The sequence below is a fragment of the Pseudomonas sp. BN102 genome (assembly GCF_029871245.1).
In the GTDB taxonomy this organism is placed as follows: domain Bacteria; phylum Pseudomonadota; class Gammaproteobacteria; order Pseudomonadales; family Pseudomonadaceae; genus Metapseudomonas.
The window spans coordinates 31,889-53,636 of the sequence record NZ_SSON01000029.1 but is presented as its reverse complement, the minus strand read 5'-3'; the positions used below and the strand labels follow the sequence as shown (position 1 = coordinate 53,636).

Annotated in this window: 19 protein-coding genes; 3 read left to right on the top strand and 16 right to left on the bottom strand. The window is 64.2% G+C overall.

Going from position 1 to position 21,748, the window contains the following annotated elements; genetic code table 11:
* Positions 1-5: 5 nt before the first annotated feature.
* The 3 genes from rpoD to rpsU all read right to left on the bottom strand — a co-directional run bounded on the left by rpoD (position 6) and on the right by rpsU (position 4,328).
* The gene (gene rpoD / locus E8F12_RS04085; protein WP_280324020.1) at positions 6-1,859 is read right to left on the bottom strand and encodes an RNA polymerase sigma factor RpoD; all 1,854 of its coding nucleotides are present in this window, start codon (positions 1,857-1,859) and stop codon (positions 6-8) included.
* Between the two features lie 67 nt (positions 1,860-1,926).
* Complete coding sequence (gene dnaG / locus E8F12_RS04080) at positions 1,927-3,918, bottom strand: DNA primase (protein ID WP_280324019.1); 1,992 nt, start codon at positions 3,916-3,918, stop codon at positions 1,927-1,929.
* A 194-nt stretch (positions 3,919-4,112) separates the two neighbouring features.
* Positions 4,113-4,328, bottom strand: coding sequence for a 30S ribosomal protein S21 (gene rpsU / locus E8F12_RS04075; protein ID WP_003085057.1), 216 nt, complete (start codon positions 4,326-4,328; stop codon positions 4,113-4,115).
* 206 nt (positions 4,329-4,534) lie between these two features.
* Here rpsU and tsaD point away from each other — a divergent pair, with 206 nt between their 5' ends.
* Complete coding sequence (gene tsaD / locus E8F12_RS04070; protein WP_280324018.1) at positions 4,535-5,560, top strand: tRNA (adenosine(37)-N6)-threonylcarbamoyltransferase complex transferase subunit TsaD; 1,026 nt, start codon at positions 4,535-4,537, stop codon at positions 5,558-5,560.
* Between the two features lie 31 nt (positions 5,561-5,591).
* Here the strand turns inward: tsaD and plsY are convergent, their stop codons facing one another.
* Positions 5,592-6,161 carry a glycerol-3-phosphate 1-O-acyltransferase PlsY gene (plsY, locus tag E8F12_RS04065; RefSeq protein WP_280324017.1) on the bottom strand — a complete coding sequence of 190 codons (570 nt, stop codon included), beginning with the start codon at positions 6,159-6,161 and terminating at the stop codon, positions 5,592-5,594.
* A gap of 51 nt (positions 6,162-6,212) precedes the next feature.
* Here plsY and folB point away from each other — a divergent pair, with 51 nt between their 5' ends.
* Both folB and folK read left to right on the top strand, forming a co-directional pair.
* Positions 6,213-6,566, top strand: coding sequence for a dihydroneopterin aldolase (folB, locus tag E8F12_RS04060; RefSeq protein WP_280324016.1), 354 nt, complete (start codon positions 6,213-6,215; stop codon positions 6,564-6,566).
* Positions 6,557-7,099 carry a 2-amino-4-hydroxy-6-hydroxymethyldihydropteridine diphosphokinase gene (gene folK / locus E8F12_RS04055; RefSeq protein ID WP_280324015.1) on the top strand — a complete coding sequence of 181 codons (543 nt, stop codon included), beginning with the start codon at positions 6,557-6,559 and terminating at the stop codon, positions 7,097-7,099. Before folB ends, folK begins: the two co-directional genes overlap by 10 nt.
* Here folK and E8F12_RS04050 read toward each other — a convergent pair.
* The 12 genes from E8F12_RS04050 to E8F12_RS03995 all read right to left on the bottom strand — a co-directional run bounded on the left by E8F12_RS04050 (position 7,072) and on the right by E8F12_RS03995 (position 21,687).
* Complete coding sequence (locus tag E8F12_RS04050; protein WP_280324014.1) at positions 7,072-8,304, bottom strand: multifunctional CCA addition/repair protein; 1,233 nt, start codon at positions 8,302-8,304, stop codon at positions 7,072-7,074. The genes folK and E8F12_RS04050 overlap by 28 nt on opposite strands.
* Before the next feature lie 32 nt (positions 8,305-8,336).
* Positions 8,337-8,846 carry a DUF4136 domain-containing protein gene (locus tag E8F12_RS04045; protein ID WP_280324013.1) on the bottom strand — a complete coding sequence of 170 codons (510 nt, stop codon included), beginning with the start codon at positions 8,844-8,846 and terminating at the stop codon, positions 8,337-8,339.
* Between the two features lie 65 nt (positions 8,847-8,911).
* Entirely contained in the window at positions 8,912-10,477 is a 1,566-nt protein-coding gene (locus E8F12_RS04040; protein WP_280288506.1) for a SpoVR family protein, read from the bottom strand.
* A gap of 13 nt (positions 10,478-10,490) precedes the next feature.
* Positions 10,491-11,762 (bottom strand): YeaH/YhbH family protein, encoded by a 1,272-nt coding sequence (locus E8F12_RS04035; protein ID WP_280324012.1) that lies wholly within the window; start codon positions 11,760-11,762, stop codon positions 10,491-10,493.
* Positions 11,763-11,860: 98 nt separating this feature from the next.
* A complete protein-coding gene (locus E8F12_RS04030) occupies positions 11,861-13,783 on the bottom strand; it encodes a PrkA family serine protein kinase (RefSeq protein WP_280288504.1) in 1,923 nt (640 codons plus the stop codon).
* 285 nt (positions 13,784-14,068) lie between these two features.
* Positions 14,069-14,398 carry a thiosulfate sulfurtransferase GlpE gene (gene glpE, locus E8F12_RS04025; RefSeq protein ID WP_280288503.1) on the bottom strand — a complete coding sequence of 110 codons (330 nt, stop codon included), beginning with the start codon at positions 14,396-14,398 and terminating at the stop codon, positions 14,069-14,071.
* Entirely contained in the window at positions 14,391-15,218 is an 828-nt protein-coding gene (locus E8F12_RS04020; RefSeq protein WP_280324011.1) for a symmetrical bis(5'-nucleosyl)-tetraphosphatase, read from the bottom strand. The genes glpE and E8F12_RS04020 overlap by 8 nt, the downstream gene beginning before the upstream one ends.
* Before the next feature lie 10 nt (positions 15,219-15,228).
* The gene (gene apaG / locus E8F12_RS04015) at positions 15,229-15,609 is read right to left on the bottom strand and encodes a Co2+/Mg2+ efflux protein ApaG (RefSeq protein ID WP_280324010.1); all 381 of its coding nucleotides are present in this window, start codon (positions 15,607-15,609) and stop codon (positions 15,229-15,231) included.
* Between the two features lie 30 nt (positions 15,610-15,639).
* Complete coding sequence (rsmA, locus tag E8F12_RS04010) at positions 15,640-16,446, bottom strand: 16S rRNA (adenine(1518)-N(6)/adenine(1519)-N(6))-dimethyltransferase RsmA (RefSeq protein WP_280324009.1); 807 nt, start codon at positions 16,444-16,446, stop codon at positions 15,640-15,642.
* Between the two features lie 120 nt (positions 16,447-16,566).
* On the bottom strand, positions 16,567-17,565 hold the full coding sequence (gene pdxA, locus E8F12_RS04005) for a 4-hydroxythreonine-4-phosphate dehydrogenase PdxA (protein ID WP_280324008.1): 999 nt from the start codon (positions 17,563-17,565) through the stop codon (positions 16,567-16,569).
* Between the two features lie 74 nt (positions 17,566-17,639).
* Positions 17,640-18,932, bottom strand: coding sequence for a peptidylprolyl isomerase (locus tag E8F12_RS04000; RefSeq protein WP_280324007.1), 1,293 nt, complete (start codon positions 18,930-18,932; stop codon positions 17,640-17,642).
* Positions 18,913-21,687, bottom strand: a complete 2,775-nt coding sequence (locus E8F12_RS03995; RefSeq protein ID WP_280324006.1) for an LPS-assembly protein LptD — start codon at positions 21,685-21,687, stop codon at positions 18,913-18,915. The genes E8F12_RS04000 and E8F12_RS03995 overlap by 20 nt, the downstream gene beginning before the upstream one ends.
* Positions 21,688-21,748 lie beyond the last annotated feature (61 nt).

Genomic DNA, 21,748 nt, shown 5'->3' with positions numbered 1-21,748 from the left:
ATCGCTTACTCGTCGAGGAAGGAGCGCAGGTGCTCGCTTCGGGACGGGTGACGCAGCTTGCGCAACGCCTTGGCTTCGATCTGGCGGATACGTTCGCGGGTTACATCGAACTGCTTGCCGACTTCCTCGAGGGTATGGTCGGTATTCATGTCGATGCCGAAACGCATGCGCAGGACCTTGGCTTCACGGGCAGTGAGGCCGGCCAGGACTTCGCGGGTCGCTTCCTTGAGGCTTTCCACGGTGGCTACGTCGATCGGGGACTGCATGGTGCTGTCCTCGATGAAGTCGCCCAAGTGGGAGTCCTCGTCGTCGCCGATCGGGGTCTCCATGGAGATCGGTTCCTTGGCGATCTTCAATACCTTGCGGATCTTGTCCTCCGGCATCTCCATACGCTCGCCCAGCTCTTCCGGAGTGGGCTCGCGGCCCATTTCCTGCAGCATCTGGCGGGAGATGCGGTTGAGCTTGTTGATGGTCTCGATCATGTGCACCGGGATACGGATGGTGCGCGCCTGGTCGGCGATCGAGCGGGTGATCGCCTGGCGAATCCACCAGGTTGCGTAGGTCGAGAACTTGTAGCCGCGACGGTATTCGAACTTGTCCACCGCCTTCATCAGGCCGATGTTGCCTTCCTGGATCAGGTCGAGGAACTGCAGGCCGCGGTTGGTGTACTTCTTGGCGATGGAGATCACGAGGCGCAGGTTGGCCTCGACCATCTCTTTCTTCGCCCGGCGAGCCTTGGCTTCGCCAATGGACATGCGGCGGTTGACGTCCTTGATCTCGTTGACCGTCAGGTCGACTTCCTGCTGGAGGTCCACCAGCTTCTGCTGGTTGCGTTTGATGTCGTCCACCAGCTTGCCGATGGCTTCGGCGTACTTGGCTTTGCCCTTGGCCAGGCCTTCGGCCCAGGTCAGGTCGACTTCATTGCCCGGGAACAAGCGCAGGAAGTCGGCGCGAGGCATGCGGGCATCACGTACGCAGAGCTGCATGATGGCGCGTTCCTGGGCGCGGACGCGGTCCAGGGCGCTGCGGACTTTTTCCACAAGGACGTCGAACTGCTTCGGCACCAGCTTGATCGGCATGAAGAGCTCGGCCAGGGCCAGTAGCTCTTCAACGGCCTGCTTGCTGTCGCGACCATGCTTCTTGAGGGCCTTCTTGGCCTTTTCGAGCTGCTCGGACACGGCCGTGAAGCGGCGCAGGGCCTCTTCCGGATCAGGACCGCCGTCACCTTCTTCCTCGGTGTCGTCGCCCTCGGCTTCCTCGTCCTCTTCGTCTTCCTTTTCCTTGGCGGCGGCGCTGTCGTCCTTCAGGCCGACGGGCTCGACTTCTTCGGCCGGCAAGGTGCCGTCATCCGGGTCGATGTAGCCGCTGAGGACGTCGGAGAGACGGCCACCTTCGGTGGTGACGCGCTGGTATTCGGCGAGGATGCCGTCGACAGTGCCGGGGAAGTGAGCAATGGCGCTCATCACTTCGCGGATGCCTTCCTCGATACGCTTGGCGATTTCGATCTCGCCTTCGCGGGTCAGCAGTTCCACGGTGCCCATTTCACGCATGTACATGCGCACTGGGTCGGTAGTGCGGCCGATGTCGGTTTCCACTGCAGCCAGGGCGGCGGCAGCTTCTTCGGCGGCGGCTTCGTCGGTGTCGGCTTCCGCCAGCAACAGGGCATCCGCATCCGGGGCACTCTCGAATACGTTGATCCCCATGTCATTGATCATGCGGATGATGTCTTCCACCTGTTCCGGATCGGAAATATCCTCCGGCAGGTGGTCGTTGACCTCCGCGTAAGTCAGGTATCCCTGCTCACGGCCACGGGCGATCAACTCTTTGAGGCGAGACTGCTGTTGCGCTTTTCCGGACATAGCACCCTATCCACTTAAGGTCTTGGCGGGCTGAAAACAAGCCGAGGATTATACCTGATCCGGGGCCTTACGCGCCAGTTGAGGTCGGAGTCAGGGAGGACGTGTTGCGGCTGAGAAGGTCACGCAGCTGATCTTTTTCCTCTGCGCTGAGTTCGCTTTGCCGTGCTTTCCGCAGCAGATTTTCCAGGCGGCGTTCCCGCTGGCGAGCCGACAACCTAGTTATAGTGTCGAAAAACTGTTGTTCAAGGTTGTCGTCGGAAATCAGCCATTCCTTTTCCGCCAGGGCCCGCAGCAGGCGGCCCTGGTCGGTGCCGTGCCAGCGGGCGATCAGCTGCAGTGAACGCAGTTTCGGGTTCTTCTGAACGGCTTCCACGAGCGACACCATGAGCTGGGCGTAGGTGTCGTCTTCGGCGGCGAAATGGCTGGCATCTTCCACCTTCTGTGCCAGAGAAGGGTGGTGCAGCAGGGTGCGCAAGGCGGTCAGGGTGGGGGATTCCACCTTCACTTCCGTGCGCGGCGGGCGCTTGAATTCGTCGCGGCCCTTGCCCCACTTGCTGCCGTCCTTCTTCCAGTCGCCCTTTTTCCAGCCTTCCTTGCGCCGCTCGTCCTTCTGCCAGTTGCCCTGTGGTGCGGCGGATTGCTCGAAGTACTGCGAATGGTCCGGTTCGTGCCGCTGGTCGTCATGGCCGGAGAAGGATTCGTAGTAGGAATCGTCCGGGTGGCCATGGCTGTTGCTGCTTACGCTGGTCGGAGCGCTACGGGCGAACTGGCCGAGGGCATCACCGTGCAGTCCGGTAATTTCGCCCAGGCGCTGACGCATCAGGACCTTGAGGTTGGCGCCGGGGATGCGCTCGATCAGCGGCGCGGCCAAGGTCGCCAGGTGCGCCTTGCCCTCCAGGGAGGAGGGGTCGGCCTCCTGGGTCAGCTGCTGGAAGAAGTAGTCGGCCAGTGGTTGGGCATGCTGGGTGATGCGCGCGCGGAAGGCGTCGGTGCCTTCCTTGCGCACCAGGCTGTCCGGGTCCTCGCCTTCGGGCAGGAACAGGAAGCGCGCGCGGCGGCCGTCTTCGAGGCTCGGCAAGGTGGCTTCCAGTGCGCGCCAGGCGGCCTTGCGACCGGCCTGGTCGCCGTCGAAGCAGAAAAGAATGCTCGGCACCAGGCGGAACAGGCGCTTGATGTGCTCTTCGCTGGTGGAGGTTCCCAGTGTGGCGACGGCATTGCGCAGGCCTTGCTGGGCCAGGGCGATGACGTCCATGTAACCCTCGACGACCATGATTTCGTCGAGGTTGCGGTTGTGCTTGCGCGCTTCGAACAGCCCGTAGAGCTCCTGGCCCTTGTGGAACACGGGGGTTTCCGGGGAGTTCAGGTACTTGGGCTTGTCATCTCCCAGTACTCGGCCGCCGAAGGCGATGATGCGGCCGCGGCTGTCGCGGATGGGGAACATCACCCGGTCGCGGAAGCGGTCGTAGCGCTTGCCGGTCTCGGTGTTCTCGATCAGCAGCCCGGCGTCGATCATGTGCTTCTGCTGCAGGCTATCGCCGCCCATGTGCTTGAGCAGGTTGTCCCAGCCGGGCGGGGCGAAGCCGAGGGCGAAGTCGCGGGCGATCTCGCCCGTGAGGCCGCGGCCCTTGAGGTACTCGACGGCGGCCTTGCGTGTCGGGTGTTGCTTCAAGGCATGCCGGTAGTAGTCCGACGCGGCGGTGAGCAGGGCGTAGAGCGGGGAGTCGGTTGGCTGGCGCGGGCGGTTGCTGCGCCCGCCTTCTTCCCGCGGGATGTCCATGCCGGCGCGCTTGGCCAGGTCCTCGACCGCCTGGGGGAAGTCCAGGTTGTCGTGGTCCATGATGAAGCCGAGGGCATTGCCGCCGGCACCGCAGCCGAAGCAGTAATAGAACTGCTTGTCCGGGCTGACGCTGAAGGACGGCGTCTTTTCGTTATGAAAGGGGCAGCGCGCGGTGTAGTTCTTGCCGGCCTTTTTCAGCTGCACGCGTGCGCCAACCACCTCGACTATGTCGGTGCGGTTCAGCAGATCGTCGATGAAGCCTTGCGGGATCAGGCCAGCCATAGGGTGCTCAGGGCGCAGGAAGGTTCAAAGCATACTCCCGGCCCCCGGCGAGGGCGACAGCGGGCGGGGTGCTCGCGCTGGAAAGCAAAAAACTCCGGCATTCGCCGGGGCGAAGCGGAGTTTCTTGGGCGCTCACTATGCACTCGCCCGGCCGGAGCCGGGCGATGCTTGAGCGTGCTGCGGAGCCTGTTAACTCAGTACAGGCGCTCGCGGCGGCGCTGCTCGCGCTGCACTTTCTTGGCGTGACGCTTGACCGCGGCGGCGGCTTTGCGCTTGCGCTCGGCAGTGGGCTTCTCGTAAAACTCACGGCTGCGAACTTCGGCCAGTACGCCGGCTTTCTCGCAGGAGCGCTTGAAACGACGCAGGGCTACGTCGAAGGGTTCGTTCTCTTTAACTTTGACGGCTGGCATCCAGGTCGTACCTTCATCAATTACCGAATGGTCGACGCATTCCGGCAAAAGCTGGCTCGGTGGCGCGTCGGATTTCAAGGGCTGCGGATATTAACGCCTCGGGCCTTGGAATGCAAAGCCTTCAGTCGAAAACCGCTGGTCGGCAGGAGGGGCGGCGATTATGATTCGCGCCTTCTTCATTGGCCAGGCCAGAAAGGCTCATACCCATGCTAGTGCTGGGGTTGGAAACCTCCTGCGACGAAACCGGCGTCGCCCTATATGACAGCGAACGCGGCCTGCTGGCCGACGCGCTGTTCAGTCAGATCGACCTGCACCGGGTCTATGGCGGCGTCGTGCCCGAGCTGGCCTCCCGCGACCACGTCAAGCGCATGCTGCCGTTACTGCGCCAGGTGCTGGCCGAGGCCGACCGCAAACCCGAGGACATCGATGGCATCGCCTATACCGCCGGCCCCGGCCTGGTCGGCGCGCTGCTGGTAGGCGCCTCCTGCGCCCAGGCCCTGGCCTTTGCCTGGGGGGTGCCGGCGCTCGGTGTGCACCATATGGAAGGCCACCTGCTGGCGCCCATGCTGGAAGAACAGCCACCGCAGTTCCCATTCGTCGCCCTGCTGGTTTCCGGCGGCCATACCCAACTGGTGCGGGTGGACGGCATCGGCCGCTATGCGCTGCTTGGCGAATCGGTGGACGACGCCGCGGGTGAAGCGTTCGACAAGACCGCCAAGTTGATCGGGCTCGGCTATCCAGGCGGTCCGGAGATCGCCCGCCTGGCCCAGACCGGCACGCCTGGCCGCTTCACTTTCCCGCGGCCGATGACCGACCGCCCAGGCCTGGACTTCAGCTTCAGCGGGCTCAAGACCTTCGCCCTCAACACCTGGCAGCAGTGCCGCAATGCCGGGGACGACGGCGAGCAAACCCGTTGCGACATCGCTCTGGCCTTCGAACAGGCGGTGGTGGAGACTCTTACCATCAAGTGCCGGCGCGCCCTCAAGCAGACCGGCCTGAAGCGCCTGGTGATCGCTGGCGGGGTCAGCGCCAACCAGTCGCTGCGCCAGTCGCTGGGCAAGATGCTCGGCGAGTTCAAGGGTGATGTGTTCTATGCTCGGCCACGCTTCTGTACCGACAACGGCGCGATGATCGCCTACGCCGGTTGTCAGCGTTTGCTGGCAGGGCAGCAGGACGGTCCGGCGATTGCCGTGCAGCCGCGTTGGTCGATGGAGCAGCTGTCCGCCGTCTGACGGCCGCTTGAGCCGTTTTCACTTCAGCTAGTCAGAAATGCCGTTCGCGTCCGGCGACAAGGTCGCGTAGATTGCCGCGATGACGCCAGACGATGAGTCCGGTGAGTACCGTCATTGGCAGGAGCGCGCCGGGTTGTTGCCAGGCCAGGAGCGGCAGGGTCAGTGGCGTGGCGATCAGCGCTGCGAGAGAACTGGTGCGGGTCAGGTAGAAGGTCAGCAGCCAGGCGCCGATGGCCAGCAAGGCAGCCGGGGGGTAAAGCCCGAGCAGCATGCCGGCGGCAGTGGCGACGCCCTTGCCACCACGGAAACGGAAGTACAAGGGATACAGGTGCCCGAGCACTGCGGCGAGGCCGATCCAGGCCTGTTGGTGGATGCTCAGGCCGCAAAGATGAGCGACCAGGACGGGCAGCAGGCCTTTGCACAGGTCGCCGAGCAGGGTCAGGATCGCAAGCTTCTTTCCCGCCACCCGCAGCATGTTGGTGGCACCAGGGTTGCCGGAGCCCTGGGCACGCGGGTCGCCCGTGCCGAACAGACGGCTGAGCAGAATGGCGAAGGACAACGATCCGAGCAGGTAGGCGAGAGTCGCCAGCAGCCAAAACATGGTATCCATTCCGGGGCGAGGAAGTCCCGATTCTAGCGGGGCAGCACTGACGTGGACACGGTTTTCATCGAGGGTCTGGAAGTCGACACCGTAATCGGTGCCTATGACTGGGAGCGCAGCATTCGCCAATGCCTGCGCCTGGACCTGCAACTGGGCTGGGATAATCGTCCCGCCGCCGAGGGCGATGACCTCGACAGGGCGCTCGACTATGCGGCCGTGTCCCAGCGCATCCAGGCATTCGCCGCCGAGGCGCAGTTCCTGCTGGTGGAGACCTTTGCCGAGCGCCTGGTCGCGGTGCTGATGGCCGAGTTCGATATCCCCTGGGTTCGCCTGAAGTTGCACAAGCCGGGCGCCGTGCCCGCGGCCAGCAGTGTCGGTGTGGAGATCGAGCGCGGATGTCGCTGACGCCTATTTACCTCGGCCTCGGCAGCAATATCGAGCGCGAGCGCAACCTGACCGCCGGGCTCGAAGCCCTGGCCGAATTCCTTCAAGACATGCAGTGCTCGCCGGTGTTCGAGAGCCAGGCCGTGGGCATCAAGAGCGGGCATTTCTTCAACTTGGTGGTTTCCGCCCGTACCGACCTGTCGCTGCACGAACTGGACCGCCGGCTCAAAGTCATCGAGGCGGACAACGGCCGCTATGCCCCCGGCCGCAAGGGCCTGCCGCTGGATATCGACGTGCTGTTCTACGGCGACCGGGTGGGCAACTTCGATGGTCTGATCCTGCCGCGCGCCGAAGTGCTGAAGAATGCCTTCGTGCTGTGGCCCCTGGCTCTGCTGGCGCCCGAGGGGCGGCATCCGGGCGAGGGCAGGACCTTCGCCGAGCTCTGGCAAGCGTCCAGCATCCAGCAGGCGCTCTGGCCCGCATCCTTCGTCTGGCGCGGCGCCGAGCTGACGCCGCCGGCCCTGCGTCAGGCCTTTCCCCCGGCTTCCTTGTAAGCCTTGAGCGCCTTGAGGCGTTCGCCTTTGAGCGCTTCGCCCAGCTCCGCGCCTTTCAAGCCTTTTTCCAGCAGCGGTTGCACCGCGACCGCACGGGCGGCAGCGGCTGCGCCCAGCAGGTAGGCTGCCTGGGGGTATTCGCGCCGTTCCAGGCCGGTGCGGCCACGTGCATCCATCTCGCTGGCGGCGACGAATTCCTCGAAGCGCTGGGGGCGGCGGTAGACGTCGAAGCTCTGCAGCAGCTCCAGCAGCGTCGAGGCGCGCAGCTCCAGGGCCCGATGGGCGTGGGTGTGGTACTCGCCTACCAGCAACGCCAGTTCCTGGCAGTCGCGCGGAGCCTTGCAACGCTCGTTCACCGCCTTGATCAGCTTGAGGCCGCGCTTTTCGTGGGCGATGTGCTGTGGCCACTCCTCTTCCGGGGTCAGGCCCTTGCCCAGGTCGTGCAGCAGAGAGGCCCAGCGCACGGTGAGCGGCTGGTCGTGTTCCGCGCACTGGCGCAGCACGGCCAGTACGTGCACGCCGGAGTCCACCTCGGGGTGGTGTTTTTCCGGCTGGGGGACGCCGAACAGGCGGTCCAGTTCGGGTAGCCAGGCGGCGAGGGCGCCGCATTCGCGCAGGACCTGGATGAACACGTCCGGGCGCGGCTCCATGAGGGCGCGGGAGATTTCCTTCCAGCTGCGCTCCGGGGTCAGGGCGTCCAGCTCACCGGATTCGGCGATGCGCCGCATCAGCTCCAGGGTTTCCTCCGCCACCCGGAACCCCAGCGGGGCGTAGCGCGCGGCGAAACGTGCAACCCGCAGCACGCGCAGGGGGTCTTCGGCGAAGGCGGGGGAGACATGGCGCAACAGCCTGGCCTCGAGGTCCTGCCGGCCGCCGTAGGGGTCGATTAGATTGCCCTGGTCGTCCTCGGCCATGGCGTTGACCGTGAGGTCGCGGCGGGTCAGGTCCTGCTCCAGGGTTACGTCAGGGCTGGCGAAGAAGGTGAAGCCGCCGTAGCCGCGGCCGCTCTTGCGCTCGGTGCGCGCCAGGGCGTACTCCTCGCCGCTCTGCGGATGGAGGAATACCGGGAAATCGGCACCCACCGGACGGTAGCCCTGTTCGAGCATCTCTTCGGCGGTGGCGCCTACTACTACCCAGTCGTTCTCGGTAACCGGGCGTCCCAACAGGCGGTCGCGTACTGCGCCGCCAACTTTGTATATCTGCATGGCTTGCCTCCGTGGCTGCGGAGGATAGCAGCCTAACGGGCTGCGGGGAGTTGCTCGATCAGTGCGCGCACGGCGCTCGCCAGCAGCTCGGCGCTGTCGCGCGAAGGGCTGAGGCCGGTGATGGCCAGGCCCTCCCAGAGCACCTGGCCGGCCGAGTCGGTCAGACGCAGTCGCAAGGTGCCGGTTTCATCGCGCAGTCGATGGATGGCCTGGTAGGGGCCGAGGGGGCTGGGCGGTGCCTGGTCGACCTTGAACTCCAGCGGCGTGTCGTTTACCGCCAGCCAGTAGTAGACCCGCAGCTGGGCATCGTTGGCGGCCTGGTAGCCACGGCTCGCCAGGCCCTGACGGATCAGCGGCGCGAGTTGGGCGTAGCGTTCGCGGTAGGGCAGTTCGCCCTCCACGGCTTGTTCCGGGGAGACCAGCTCGAAGGTGCCGCGACCCGCCAGCTCCGGAGAGGCAGGCTGCAGGACGCGGATCTGCGGGATCGGGCTGGCGCAGGTGGCCAGGGCCAGGCACAGCAGCAGGACGGAGAACAGACGCATCTGAGGACGGCTCCCATAGTGGCTGATCCGCATGCTCGGCGCCGGCCGGCCATGCGGTCAACCGATCAAATGGGCGGAATGATCAGGTCCAGGCGCGGGTATTCCCCGTCCTCAGTGCGTTCCCCCTTTGGGGGGACGTGGTGGCTCCCGGTGATCTGCTCGCCCTGGCGGGTTTCCAGGTGGATGTCGAAGCCCCAGAGGCGGTGCAGGTGGCGGAGCACTTCCTCGGTGGATTCGCCCAGGGGTTTGCGGTCGTGCTGCTGGTGGCGCAGGGTCAGCGAGCGGTCGCCGCGCCGGTCGACGCTCCAGATCTGCACGTTGGGCTCGCGGTTGCCGAGGTTGTACTGCGCGGCGAGTGTCTCGCGGATCAGCCGGTAACCCTGCTCGTCATGGATGGCCGGCACCAGCAGTTCGTCCTTCTGGTCGTCGTCGAGGATGCTGAACAGCTTGAGGTCGCGGATCACCTTGGGCGAGAGGAACTGCAGGATGAAACTTTCGTCCTTGAAGCTGCTCATCGCGAACTTGAGGGTGGAAAGCCAGTCGCTGCCGGCGATGTCGGGGAACCAGCGCTTGTCCTCCTCGGTGGGCTCTTCGCAGATGCGGCGGATGTCGCGGTACATCGCGAAGCCCAGGGTGTAAGGGTTGATCCCGCTGTAGTAGGGGCTGTCGAAGCCTGGCTGGTAGATGACGCTGGTGTGCGACTGGAGGAATTCCATCATGAAGCCGTCGGTGACCAGGCCTTCGTCGTACAGGTCGTTCATCAGGGTGTAGTGCCAGAAGGTGGCCCAACCTTCGTTCATCACCTGGGTCTGGCGCTGCGGGTAGAAGTATTGGGCGATCTTGCGCACGATGCGCACCACCTCGCGTTGCCAGGGCTCCAGCAGCGGGGCGTGCTTCTCGAGGAAGTAGAGGATGTTTTCCTGGGGTTCCACCGGGAAGCGCTGGTTGTCCTTGTCGCCACCCTTGCCGGATCCCTTGGGAATGGTGCGCCAGAGGTCGTTGATCTGCTTCTGCAGGTGTTCCTCGCGGTCCTTCTGCCGGCGCCGTTCCTCCTCGGCGGATATCGGGTAGGGCCGCTTGTAGCGATCGACGCCGTAGTTCATCAGGGCGTGGCAGGAGTCCAGCAGGTCTTCCACGGCGTCGATGCCGTGGCGCTCCTCGCACTGCATGATGTACTGCTTGGCGAACACCAGGTAGTCGATGATGGAGCTGGCGTCGGTCCAGGTGCGGAACAGGTAGTTGCCCTTGAAGAAGCTGTTGTGGCCATAGCAGGCGTGGGCGATCACCAGGGCCTGCATGGTGATGGTGTTCTCCTCCATCAGGTAGGCGATGCAGGGGTCGGAGTTGATGACGATTTCATAGGCCAGGCCCATCTGGCCGCGGGAATAGCTTTTCTCGGTGGCGAGGAAGTGCTTGCCGTAGGACCAGTGGTGGTAGCCCAGGGGCATGCCGACAGAGGCATAGGCATCCATCATCTGTTCGGCGCTGATCACCTCGATCTGGTTCGGATAGGTGTCCAGCGCATAGCGCTCGGCAATCCGGCTGATCTCGCGGTCATAGGCGCGGATCAGGTCGAAGGTCCATTCGGACCCCGTGGAAATCGGTTTGCGTTCCTTCTTGCTGGCAGTCATGGGACGCCTCCCCTCAGGTCACCAGCCGGCGCTGGAAGAGTTCGCGGAACACCGGGTAGATATCCGCCGCCGAGACGATCTGTTGCTGGGCGAAGGTATCGTCGAACGCCTCGCAGACCTGCTCGTACTCGTACCACAGCGCCTGATGCTCGCGCGGGGTGATCTCGACGTAGGTGTAGTACTGCACGAACGGCATGATCTGTTTGATCAGGATATCCCGACAGATGGGGGAATCGTCATTCCAGTTGTCGCCGTCCGATGCCTGGGCGGCGTAGATGTTCCATTCATTGATGGGATAGCGCTCGGCCATGATTTCCTGCATCAGCTTGAGCGCGCTGGAAACGATGGTGCCGCCGGTTTCCCGGGAGTAGAAGAACTCTTCCTCGTCCACCTCGCGAGCGCTCGTGTGGTGGCGGATGAAGACGACCTCGATCTTGTCGTAGTTCCGCTTGAGGAACAGGTAGAGCAGGATGAAGAAGCGCTTGGCGATGTCCTTGGTCGCCTGGGTCATGGAGCCGGACACGTCCATCAGGCAGAACATCACCGCCTTGGACGACGGGTTGGGCTGCTTGACCAGCAGGTTGTACTTGAGGTCGAAGGTGTCGAGGTAGGGAACACGCTCGATTCTGGCGCGAAGTTTGGCAATTTCAGCTTCAAGTTCCTGGATATCGCTGAAATTGTCCGGCTCTTCGCGCTTGAGCCGCTCCAGTTCCTCCTTGGCTTCCTTGAGCTTGCTGCGGCTGCTGCCCGACAGGGCGATGCGTCGGGCATGGGCCGAGCGCAGGGTGCGGACGATATTGATGCGTGACGGGCTGCCTTCGTTGCTGATACCGGCGCGTACCGTCTTGAAGGTGTCGGCACCGGAGAGGTGGCGCTTGACCAGGTTGGGCAGTTCGAGGTCCTCGAACATGAAGTCGAGGAACTCCTCCTGGGTGATCTGGAAGACGAAGTCGTCCATCCCTTCGCCGGTGTTGCTCGCCTTGCCGCCGCCGCGCCCGCCACCACCGCCGGAGGGGCGGGGAATGCGGTCACCCGCGGTGAATTCCTTGTTGCCGGGGTGGACTATGGTCTGCCGTCCGCCACGACCATGGTGCAGGACGGGCTCGTCGATATCGCGGCCGGGAATGCTGATCTGCTCGCCATGCTCCATATCGGTGATGGAACGGCGGCTCACGGCCTCCTCCACGGCCTTCTTGATGTGCTCGCGGTAACGCCGCAGGAACCGCTGGCGGTTCACCGTGCTCTTGTTCTTGCCGTTCAGACGCCTGTCGATGACGTAGCTCATAGACCCCTCCGGGGAGTTTCAGGCTGCAAGGCGCAGAAGACGCCGTGCGAGACGGCGCCTCCGACGGGCTTGCTCCAGGCTTGCAGCTTGAGACTGTTTTACTGCGACTTGCGTACCCGCAGGTACCATTCGGACAGCAGGCGTACCTGCTTCTCCGTATAGCCGCGCTCGACCATGCGTTTGACGAAGTCGTTGTGTTTCTGCTGCTCCTCCTTGCTGCCCTTGGCATTGAAGCTGATGACCGGCAACAGGTCTTCGGTGTTGGAGAACATTTTCTTCTCGATCACCACCCGCAGCTTCTCGTAGCTGAGCCAGCTGGGGTTCTTGCCGTTGTTGTTGGCCCGGGCACGCAGTACGAAGTTGACGATCTCGTTGCGGAAGTCCTTCGGGTTGCTGATGCCGGCCGGCTTCTCGATCTTCTCGAGCTCCTCGTTCAACGCCACGCGGTTGAGGATCTCGCCGGTTTCCGGGTCGCGATACTCCTGGTCCTGGATCCAGAAGTCGGCATAGAGCACGTAGCGGTCGAAGATGTTCTGGCCATACTCGCTGTAGGACTCGAGGTAGGCGGTCTGGATCTCCTTGCCGATGAACTCGATGTAGCGTGGCGCCAGGTATTCCTTGATGTAGCGCAGGTAGCGTTCGCGGGTTTCCGCCGGGAACTGTTCCTGCTCGATCTGCTGTTCCAGCACATAGAGCAGGTGCACCGGGTTGGCCGCCACTTCATGGGGGTCGAAGTTGAATACCTTGGAGAGGATCTTGAAGGCGAAGCGGGTCGACAGGCCGTTCATGCCTTCGTCCACGCCTGCGGAATCGCGGTATTCCTGGATCGACTTGGCCTTGGGATCGGTATCCTTGAGGTTCTCACCGTCGTAGACGCGCATCTTCGAGTAGATGTTCGAGTTCTCCGGCTCCTTCAGGCGGGACAGCGCGGAAAACTGCGCCAGCATGCGCAGGGTGTCCGGCGCGCAGTGGGCGTGGGCCAACGAGCTGCCGACCAGCAGCTTGTCGTAGATCTTGATCTCGTCGGCGACCCGCAGGCAGTAGGGGACCTTGACGATGTAGATACGGTCGATGAAGGCTTCGTTGTTCTTGTTGTTACGGAAGCTGTGCCATTCCGATTCGTTGGAGTGGGCCAGGATGATGCCGCTGAACGGCAATCCGCCCAGGCCCTCGGTGCTGTTGTAGTTGCCTTCCTGGGTGGCGGTCAGCAGCGGGTGCAGCACCTTGATCGGCGCCTTGAACATCTCGACGAATTCCATCAGGCCCTGGTTGGCCCGGCACAACGCGCCCGAGTAGCTGTAGGCATCGGCGTCGTTCTGCGGGAATTCCTCGAGCTTGCGGATATCCACCTTGCCCACCAGGGACGAGATGTCCTGGTTGTTCTCGTCGCCCGGCTCGGTCTTGGCGATGGCGACCTGGTTGAGAATCGAGGGGTAGAGCTTGACCACGCGGAACTTGCTGATATCGCCACCGAACTCGTTCAGGCGCTTGGTCGCCCAGGGCGAGATAACCGTACGCAGGTAGCGCCGCGGGATGCCGTACTCCTCTTCGAGGATGGCACCGTCTTCATCGGCGTTGAACAGCCCCAGGGGCGACTCGAACACCGGCGAACCCTTGATGACATAGAAGGGCACGCGCTCCATGAGCTGCTTGAGCTTTTCCGCCAGGGACGATTTGCCGCCGCCCACCGGTCCCAGCAGGTAGAGGATCTGTTTCTTCTCTTCGAGGCCCTGGGCGGCATGGCGGAAGAAGGCGACTATCTGGTCGATGCATTCTTCCATGCCATGGAAGTCGGCGAAGGCCGGGTAGCGGCGAATCACCTTGTTCGAGAAGATCCGCGACAGCCGGGGGTCGAGCGAAGTATCCAGCAGTTCCGGATCGCCGATAGCCATGAGCATGCGTTCCGCTGCGCTGGCATAGGCACTACGGTCCTGCTTGCACAGGTCGAGATACTCCTGGAGGGTGTATTCCTCCTGGCGCGTCGCTTCGAAGCGTTGTTGGAAGTGGCTGAAAATGCTCATGACGTCACCTCGCTGGAAACAGGAAGCCGGCGCGGGGTCGGTTGTGCGGGTGCGGGCAGTCAGCCGAAAGCTGGCTGATGAAAGTCCCCCAGAACACCTGAATGGTCGCTGCCGATGGCCCGGAACCGGTGGACCGGCTCTCCCCTTTTTTGGATGGCCTGAGCTAAGAGTAGTTCGTAATCGGCAAGGTCAAGCATGACGGAACGATAACAAGGGATTACCGTTCGTCGGCTGGGCGGCGCTAAGCCAGTGATGGCGCGGGGTTGCGCCTCACGGAAAAAATTTTCAGTCGGCGCTGCCCTGGGCGACTTCGTCGGGGTAGAGGCTGCGCCAGAGCTCGAAACCGCCATCCAGGCTGTAGACCTCGGCGAAGCCCTGATGCGCGAGATAGGCGGCTGCGCCCTGGCTGGAATTGCCGTGGTAGCAGGAGACGATCAGGGGCTTGTCGAAGTCGGCTTTGGCGATGAAATCGGCCAGGGAGTGGTTGTCCAGGTGGTGCGAACCGCTGATGTGGCCGAGGGCGAAGCTCTGCGGGTCGCGGATGTCGACCACCACTGCGCCTTGTTCGCGCAGGGCTTGGGCCCGCTCGGGGGGGATGCGTTGGAATTCACTCATGGCGGTTCTCCTCGCAGCTGCAGCTCTGGCGCTCGCCGCTGTCGATGTTCAAAAGGGTCATGGCGCCGCCCCAGACGCAGCCGGTGTCGAGGGCGAACAGGTCGGGTTCGTCGCACTTGCCTTCCAGGGCTGCCCAGTGGCCGAAAATGATCTTCTGCCCGCGGGTCTTGCGTCCGGGAATGCTGAACCAGGGCGCGAAGCCGGGCGGTGCTGTGTCCAGGCCTTCCTTGGATTTCAGGTCCAGGGTCCCGTCGGCGCGGCAGAAGCGCATGCGGGTGAAATAGTTGGTGATGACCCGCAGGCGCGCTGCACCGTGCAGGTCCTTGTCCCACTTGTCCGGCTCATTGCCGTACATGCCGTCGAGGAACAGCGGCAGGCGGGCGTCGTCCCGTAGGGCCTCCTCCACTTCAGCCGCGCGCTTGAGGGCCTTCTTCAGCGTCCACTGCGGCGGAATGCCCGCGTGTACCAGCGCGACGTCTCGCTGCTCGTCATAGTGCAGCAGCTTCTGCAGGCGCAGCCAGTCGAGCAGTTCGGCACTGTCCGGTGCGTCGATTATCTCGCGCAGGGTATCGGCCTTGCGCAGGCGCTCGATATTGTGGGCCACCGCCAGCAGGTGCAGGTCATGGTTGCCGAGCACGCAGACCAGGGATTCGCGGATCGAATAAAGGAAGCGCAAGGTTTCCAGGGATTTCGGCCCGCGGTTGACCAGGTCGCCCACCAGCCAGAGGCGATCCCTGGCCGGATCGAAGTGAACCCGCGCCAGCAGGCACTTCAGTTGGTCCAGGCAGCCCTGGAGATCGCCGACCGCATAAGCCGCCATGCCGCTCTCCTCAGTGCAGGGCGCCGGGAACGGCGAGGCGGAAGGGGGCGATGATGGCGTCGAAGCGTTTCCCGTCTTCGGCGACCATCTGGTAGCTGCCCTGCATGCTGCCCACCTGCGTCGCCATCACGGTGCCGCTGGTGTAGCTGTGGCTGGCGCCTGGGGCAATCAGCGGCTGCTGGCCGACCACGCCGGCACCACGGACTTCCTGGACGTGGCCGTCGCCGTCGGTGATGACCCAGTGGCGGGTGAGCAGCTTGGCCGGGAGCTCGCCATTGTTCTGGATGGTCACGGTGTAGGCGAAGGCAAAGCGATTCTCATCCGGCTGCGATTGTTCCGGGAGGAAGCGGGTGACGACGCTGACGTCGACCTGATAGCGAGGATCGGACACGCGATTGCTCTCGAGTAGCTGGAAAGGAGTCTAGGGCTTGGCGCCTGCCGCGGCCAGTTGGTCGGCCAGGCGGACGAATGCGGCCAGGTCGAGCTGTTCCGGGCGCAGGCTGCCATCCACGCCGGCGGCCTCGATGGCGGCAGCGTCGAGCAGGCCCTTGAGGGTGTTGCGCAGGGTCTTGCGGCGCTGGTTGAAGGCTTCGCGCACCACGCGCTCCAGCAGGGCGACGTCCTTGGCCGGATGCGGCAGCACCTCATGAGGCGCCAGGCGGACGATGGCCGAGTCGACCTTGGGCGGCGGGTTGAAAGCGCCCGGGCCGACGTTGAACAGGTGCTCCACGCGGCAGTGGTACTGGACCATGATCGACAGCCGGCCCCAGTCGCCGCCGCCGGGCTCGGCGGCGAGGCGTTCCACCACTTCCTTCTGCAGCATGAAGTGCATGTCGCGGATCAGGTCCGCGTGGTCCAGCAGGTGGAAGATCAACGGCGTGGAGATGTTGTACGGCAGGTTACCCACGACCCGCAGGCTGCGCGGCTCGGCGCCGAGCTGGCGGAAGTCGAACTTCAGGGCGTCACCCTGGTTGAGGCGGAAGCGCGGCTCGTGACCGAACTTGTGCTGCAGGATGGGAATGAGGTCCAGGTCCAGCTCGACCACATCGAGCTGAGCGCCGCTGGCCAACAGGCCCTCGGTGAGGGCGCCCTGGCCCGGGCCGATCTCCAGCAGTCGCTCGCCTGCGCGGGCGTGGATGCTGCGCAGGATGCGGTGGATGACACCTGCGTCGTGCAGGAAGTTCTGGCCGAAGCGCTTGCGCGCGCGGTGTTGGTAGTGTTCGGACATCGAAGGCTCCAGGCCTTGGGGCCAGGCCCGGGGCCTGGCGTGGAAACTGAGCCGCGTAGTCTATCAGGCGTCAGTCCCCGCCGCCTAAGGCTCAACCGCGAAAGCGGCAAGGGTCTACCGTCAATCAATGCGCTGTTGCGCAGTGGCCATCTGGTACGCGGTTTCCAGGGCGACTTCCAGGCTGCCACAGTCGATACGACCGGTGCCGGCGAGGTCCAAGGCAGTGCCGTGGTCCACCGACGTGCGAATGATCGGCAGTCCCAGGGTCACGTTCACCGCCGCGCCGAATCCCTTGTACTTGAGCACCGGCAGGCCCTGGTCGTGGTACATCGCCAGCACGGCGTCGCAATGGTCCAGATGCTTGGGGGTGAACAGGGTGTCGGCCGGCAGCGGGCCGATCAGGTCCAGGCCCTCGGCGCGCAGACCTTCAAGGGTCGGCTCTATCACGTCGAGCTCTTCCCGGCCCAGATGGCCACCCTCGCCGGCGTGGGGGTTGAGACCGCAGACCAGGATGCGCGGACGGGCGATGCCGAACTTGTTCACCAGGTCGGCATGCAGGATGCGGCTGACTCGCTGCAACCGCTCAGGGGTGATGGCGGTGGCGACATCCTTGAGCGGCAGGTGAGTGGTCACCAGGGCTACACGCAGCCCACGGGTGGCCAGCATCATCACCACCTGGCGGGTGGCGGTCAGCTCGGCGAGGAATTCGGTGTGTCCCGAGAAGGGGATGCCGGCTTCGTTGATCACGCCCTTGTGTACCGGGGCAGTGATCATCCCGTCGAAATGCCCGTCGAGGCAGCCCTGGCCGGCGCGAGTCAGGGTTTCCAGCACGTAGGCCGCGTTCGGTGGCGCAAGTTGGCCCGGGTTGGCTGGTACGCGCAGCGGCGTGTCCCAGACATAGAGGCTGCCGGCGGCGGCCGGTGCGCTGGGCAGGTCCTGTGGGGTGACCTCGACCAGGCGGATGGCCAGGCCCAGTTCGGCGGCACGCTGTTTGAGCAGGCTGCGGCTGGCGATGGCGATCAGGGGATGGGGCTGGACCGAGCGGGAAAGGAGCAGGCAAAGGTCGGGGCCGATGCCGGCAGGTTCACCTGGGGTGAGGGCGAAGCGGAGAGGTTTCATTCCGGGTCCTTGCATGGTGTCCAGCGCGTTGGCGGTGATTGTACCGCCAGCGCGCCGTCCTGCGACCCAGGCGCTTACAACTTGGTTTCGACGTAGGCCTCGTCGCGGATCTGGCGTAGCCAGGCCTGCAGTTCCTCGTCGTATTTGCGGTTGCGCAGCACGTTCAGTGCCTGTTGCTCGCGGAACTTGTCACTGCTGTCGGTGGCGCGGCGGCCCAGTACTTCCAGCACGTGCCAGCCATAGGGGCTCTTGAACGGCTTGGAGAGCTTGCCGGCCGGGGTCTGTGCCATGACTTCGCGGAACTCGGGCACCAGGGCGTTGGGGTCAATCCAGTTCAGGTCACCGCCGTTAAGCGCCGAGCCCGGGTCCTCGGAGAAGCTCTTCGCCAGTTCGCCGAAGTCCTCGCCCGACTGGATGCGCTCGTAGAGGCGCTCGGCCAGGCGCTGGGTGTCTGCTTCGCTGCGGATCTCGCTGGGCTTGAGCAGGATGTGGCGGACGTGCACTTCGTCGCGCACCAGGGTTTCGCCACCGCGCTTGTCGAGCAGCTTCAGAATGATGAAGCCACCCGGGGTGCGGACCGGCTCGGTAACCTGGCCGACCGGCAGGGCGCTGATCATGCCGTCGAAGGGCGGAGGCAGCTGGGCGGCCTTGCGCCACCCGATCTCGCCGCCTTCCAGGGCGGTTTCGCCGGCGGAGCGGGAGATGGCCAGCTGGGCGAAATCGGCGCCCTGCTGGAGCTGCTGGTACAGCTCCTGGGCCTGGCGCTCGGCAGCCTGAATGGTGTCGGGCGAGGAGCCTTCCGGTACCGGGATCAGGATATTGGCCAGGCGGAACTCTTCCGACAGCTGGATCTTGCCCATATCGGAGGCGAGGAAGTTCTGCACTTCCTGGTCGGTGACCTGGATGCGCTCGGCCACGCGGCGCTGGCGCACACGACTGATGACCATCTCGCGGCGTACCTGCTCGCGGGCGTCATCAAAGGACAGGCCGTCCCGGGAAACGGCGCCACGGAACTGTTCGACCGTCATGCCGTTGCGTTGGGCGATGGCCTCGATGGCCTGGTTCAGTTCCTCATCGGTGATGCGGATGCCGGAGCGGTCGCCGATCTGCAGCTGGATGTTCTCGATGATCAGGCGCTCCAGCACCTGCTGGCTGAGCACATGCTCGGGCGGCAGCGAGGCGCCGCGCTTGGCGATGGTCTGTTGCACTTCGCGCAGGCGCTGGTCCAGCTGGCTTTGCATGATCACGTCGTTGTCGACGATGGCGACCACTCGGTCGATGGAGCGAACCTCGGCATGCGCGAGGCCGCCGAGGAGGAGGGCGCCCAGCAACAGCGGGCGCAGACAATCAGAGAGCTTGGTCTTCACGTTCACGGTAACCTTGAATGCCTTTTTCCAGGAAGCCTTCGGCCTTGTTGCCCACGATGCCGCCGAGGCCCTTCAGGACGATCTGCAGGAATATCCCGTGGTCGCCACTGTCGTCGGTGGTGGAGGGGGTCTGGTCGAATTCGTCGTAGTCGACCCAGTAGCGGTTGATCAGGCGCAGCTTCCAGCAGCAGCTGTCGTACTCGAAGCCACCGAAGGCTTCCAGGGTACGGTCGCGGTTGTAGTCGAACTGCCAGCGGGCAATGGCGCTCCACTGCGGAACCACCGGCCAGATGACCGAGAAGTCGTGCTGGCTGATCTTGTAGTAGTCCTTGATGAAGCCAGGCTGGCCTTCCACACCGAAGTCGCCGCCGCCGACGACCCAGTTACCGGTGGACTGGTCGTAGCGGATGGTGTCGTTGCGGTAGCGGTAACCGGCGTTGACCACCTTGTTCGGATTGTCTTCAGGCTGGTAGTGGAACATCGCGCTGCCGGAGCGGGTGCGATGGGAGTCCGGGTCCCAGTTGAAGTCCGAGGTGATGCGCCAGTCGCGATTGAAGCGATACAGGTACTCCAGCGCATAGGGCGAAACGGACGCCTGGGAATCGTCGCGGGTGCGGAAGTCGATGCCGGGCAGTTGCACCTTGCGGTCCTGGAAATAGAAGGCCTGGCCGATGCTGACGCGCTGGCGCTCGAAGCCGTTGGACTCTATCCAGCGGTTGGTCACGCCCAGCGAGACCTGGTTGGCGTCGCCGATGCGATCGCGGCCGGAGAAGCGGTTGTCACGGAACAGCGACGAGTAGTTGAAGGTGTTCTCGCCGGTGTCGAACAGAGGAATGTCGGTCTGGTCCTCTTCCGGAACGTAGAGGTAGTACAGGCGCGGTTCCAGGGTCTGGGTATAGGGCTTGCCGAAGAATTGGGTCTTGCGGTCGAAGAACAGGCCACTGTCGACGCTGTAGATCGGTACCTGGCGATCCTGGCTGCCATGGAAGGTCTGTTCGGCCAGCAGCGTGTTCTTGCCTTGCTGGTCCAGATCCAGGTCGTACTGGGTATAGGTGTACTTCACCTGCGGCTTGAGGAAGCCCCAGGTCCAGTTCATCGGCAGGCTGACGCTCGGCTCCAGGTGGGCACGGTCACCGTTGGCGCGAGCAAGACCTTGGATGTTCTCATCGAGCCAGGGCGAGGCGAGACCATCCTTGTCGGTGAAGTTGCCATCGCGCAGATTGCGGTCGAAGCGCACGAACTCGGTGCTGTAGTCGAAGTTCAGGCCGCCCGGCTGGAAGGGCAGTGCGCCATCCAGGGTGATCTGCGGCAGACGGTCGTACGGCGTGATGTCCGAGATGGTGGCCAGCTCGTAGGCATGCGCGTTCAGGCGGGCGGTATAGGTATCACCGCGGTAGCTCAGCGTACCGCGCTGGTTGACGAAAGTCGGCGTGTCGACGCCCAGGTCGGTATCCAGGTCGTCGAAGTAGTACGGATCGCTGATATCGGTGTAGTCGACCTCGGCCAGCAGGCGGGAGTCGAGGCCGCCGGTGTGTTTCCAGTTGTACAGCCAGCGCTTCTTCTCGTACTCGGACATGAGCTTGCGCTCGTCTTCCTTGTCGTCGAGGTAGGCCCCGCCCAGTTGGCCTTCGCTGCTGCGGGTCAAGTAGCGGCCCTCGACTTCCATCAGCAGACCGCGCTTGGCCATGTAGCGCGGGTACAGCGTGGCGTCATAGTTCGGCGCCAGGTTGAAGTAGTACGGCGTGACCAGCAGGAAACCGGTGTCGGAGCTGGTGCCGATGGTCGGCGGCAGGAAGCCGGACTGGCGACGGTCGTCGATGGGGAAATAGATGTACGGGGTATAGAACACCGGAATGTCCTTGACCCGCAGGGTGACGTTGGTCGCGGTGCCGAAACCGGTGGCGGGGTTCAGCTTGATATTGTTGCCCTTCAGGTGCCAGGCGTTGTCACCCGGTTCGCATCGGGTGTAGGTGCCGTCCTTCAGGCGGATGACGGCGTCTTCCTGGCGCTTGGCGTATAGCGCGTTGCCGCGGGTGTGGGACTGGTGCAGCACGTATTCGGCGTTGTCGATCTTGGCTTCGCCGTTGTCCAGCTGCAGCTCGGCGTGGTCGCCGACTACCAGGGCGCCCTTGTCGCGCAGCTTGACGTTGCCGAGCAGTTCGCCGCGGTTCTCGGCCTGGTGCAGGTTGGCCTCGTCGGCCTCCACCTGCATGCTGCCCTGGCGCAGAACCACATCGCCGGCGAGAGTGGCGATCTGCTTCTCCTGCTCGTAGCGGGAGGCCTTGGCGGAGATGTAGGTGGGCGCGTCCTCCATCGGCGTGTCGTCGTCCATGCCCGGACGCGGCGGCTCGACGTAGGCGCCGGCGCAGTAGGGGCCGGTCTCAGCCAGTTGGGCCGGAGTGAGCTTGTCGCGCGGCACCCAGTCGAGGTGACTGTAGTCGGCGCTACGGGTGGCCAGGCCCTTGCCTTCGGCCTCGGTGACCAGCGTGGCCTCGCTGCCTTCAGCCGCGGCCTGCCCCTCTTGGGGGGCAGCACCGATGGTCGAACTCACGGCACTGCTGCTGTGAACCGGACGAGGTGGTAACTTCTCGGTGCTGGCCTTGGGCGAGCAGGCCCAGCCGCCAGAGGCGGATGCCTGGCAGTCGAATTGTTCTGCGGCGACGGCGAAGGAGGTGGCTACTGGCTGCAGTGCCAGCAGGCTGCCGGTCACCAGCAGAGGAAATTTTCTACGAAACGCGGGAGATCTTACTGCCATCTTGTTAGTCCGGGCTTCCTGCGCGCCTTCGGCCCGCTGGGGCCGCACGCCTCTCGATGGG

Coding starts and splice junctions, on each gene's coding strand:
- E8F12_RS04045 (WP_280324013.1), bottom strand. CDS start 8,846: ATGCGTCTGTTCTCCGTCCTGCTGCTGTGCCTGGCCCTGGCCACCTGC.
- pdxA (WP_280324008.1), bottom strand. CDS start 17,565: ATGAAACCTCTCCGCTTCGCCCTCACCCCAGGTGAACCTGCCGGCATC.
- tsaD (WP_280324018.1), top strand. CDS start 4,535: ATGCTAGTGCTGGGGTTGGAAACCTCCTGCGACGAAACCGGCGTCGCC.
- plsY (WP_280324017.1), bottom strand. CDS start 6,161: ATGTTTTGGCTGCTGGCGACTCTCGCCTACCTGCTCGGATCGTTGTCC.
- rpsU (WP_003085057.1), bottom strand. CDS start 4,328: ATGCCAGCCGTCAAAGTTAAAGAGAACGAACCCTTCGACGTAGCCCTG.
- E8F12_RS04050 (WP_280324014.1), bottom strand. CDS start 8,304: ATGCAGATATACAAAGTTGGCGGCGCAGTACGCGACCGCCTGTTGGGA.
- E8F12_RS04030 (WP_280288504.1), bottom strand. CDS start 13,783: ATGAGCATTTTCAGCCACTTCCAACAACGCTTCGAAGCGACGCGCCAG.
- E8F12_RS04035 (WP_280324012.1), bottom strand. CDS start 11,762: ATGAGCTACGTCATCGACAGGCGTCTGAACGGCAAGAACAAGAGCACG.
- glpE (WP_280288503.1), bottom strand. CDS start 14,398: ATGAGTGAATTCCAACGCATCCCCCCCGAGCGGGCCCAAGCCCTGCGC.
- folK (WP_280324015.1), top strand. CDS start 6,557: ATGTCGCTGACGCCTATTTACCTCGGCCTCGGCAGCAATATCGAGCGC.
- E8F12_RS03995 (WP_280324006.1), bottom strand. CDS start 21,687: ATGGCAGTAAGATCTCCCGCGTTTCGTAGAAAATTTCCTCTGCTGGTG.
- E8F12_RS04040 (WP_280288506.1), bottom strand. CDS start 10,477: ATGACTGCCAGCAAGAAGGAACGCAAACCGATTTCCACGGGGTCCGAA.
- rsmA (WP_280324009.1), bottom strand. CDS start 16,446: ATGTCCGAACACTACCAACACCGCGCGCGCAAGCGCTTCGGCCAGAAC.
- dnaG (WP_280324019.1), bottom strand. CDS start 3,918: ATGGCTGGCCTGATCCCGCAAGGCTTCATCGACGATCTGCTGAACCGC.
- E8F12_RS04020 (WP_280324011.1), bottom strand. CDS start 15,218: ATGGCGGCTTATGCGGTCGGCGATCTCCAGGGCTGCCTGGACCAACTG.
- rpoD (WP_280324020.1), bottom strand. CDS start 1,859: ATGTCCGGAAAAGCGCAACAGCAGTCTCGCCTCAAAGAGTTGATCGCC.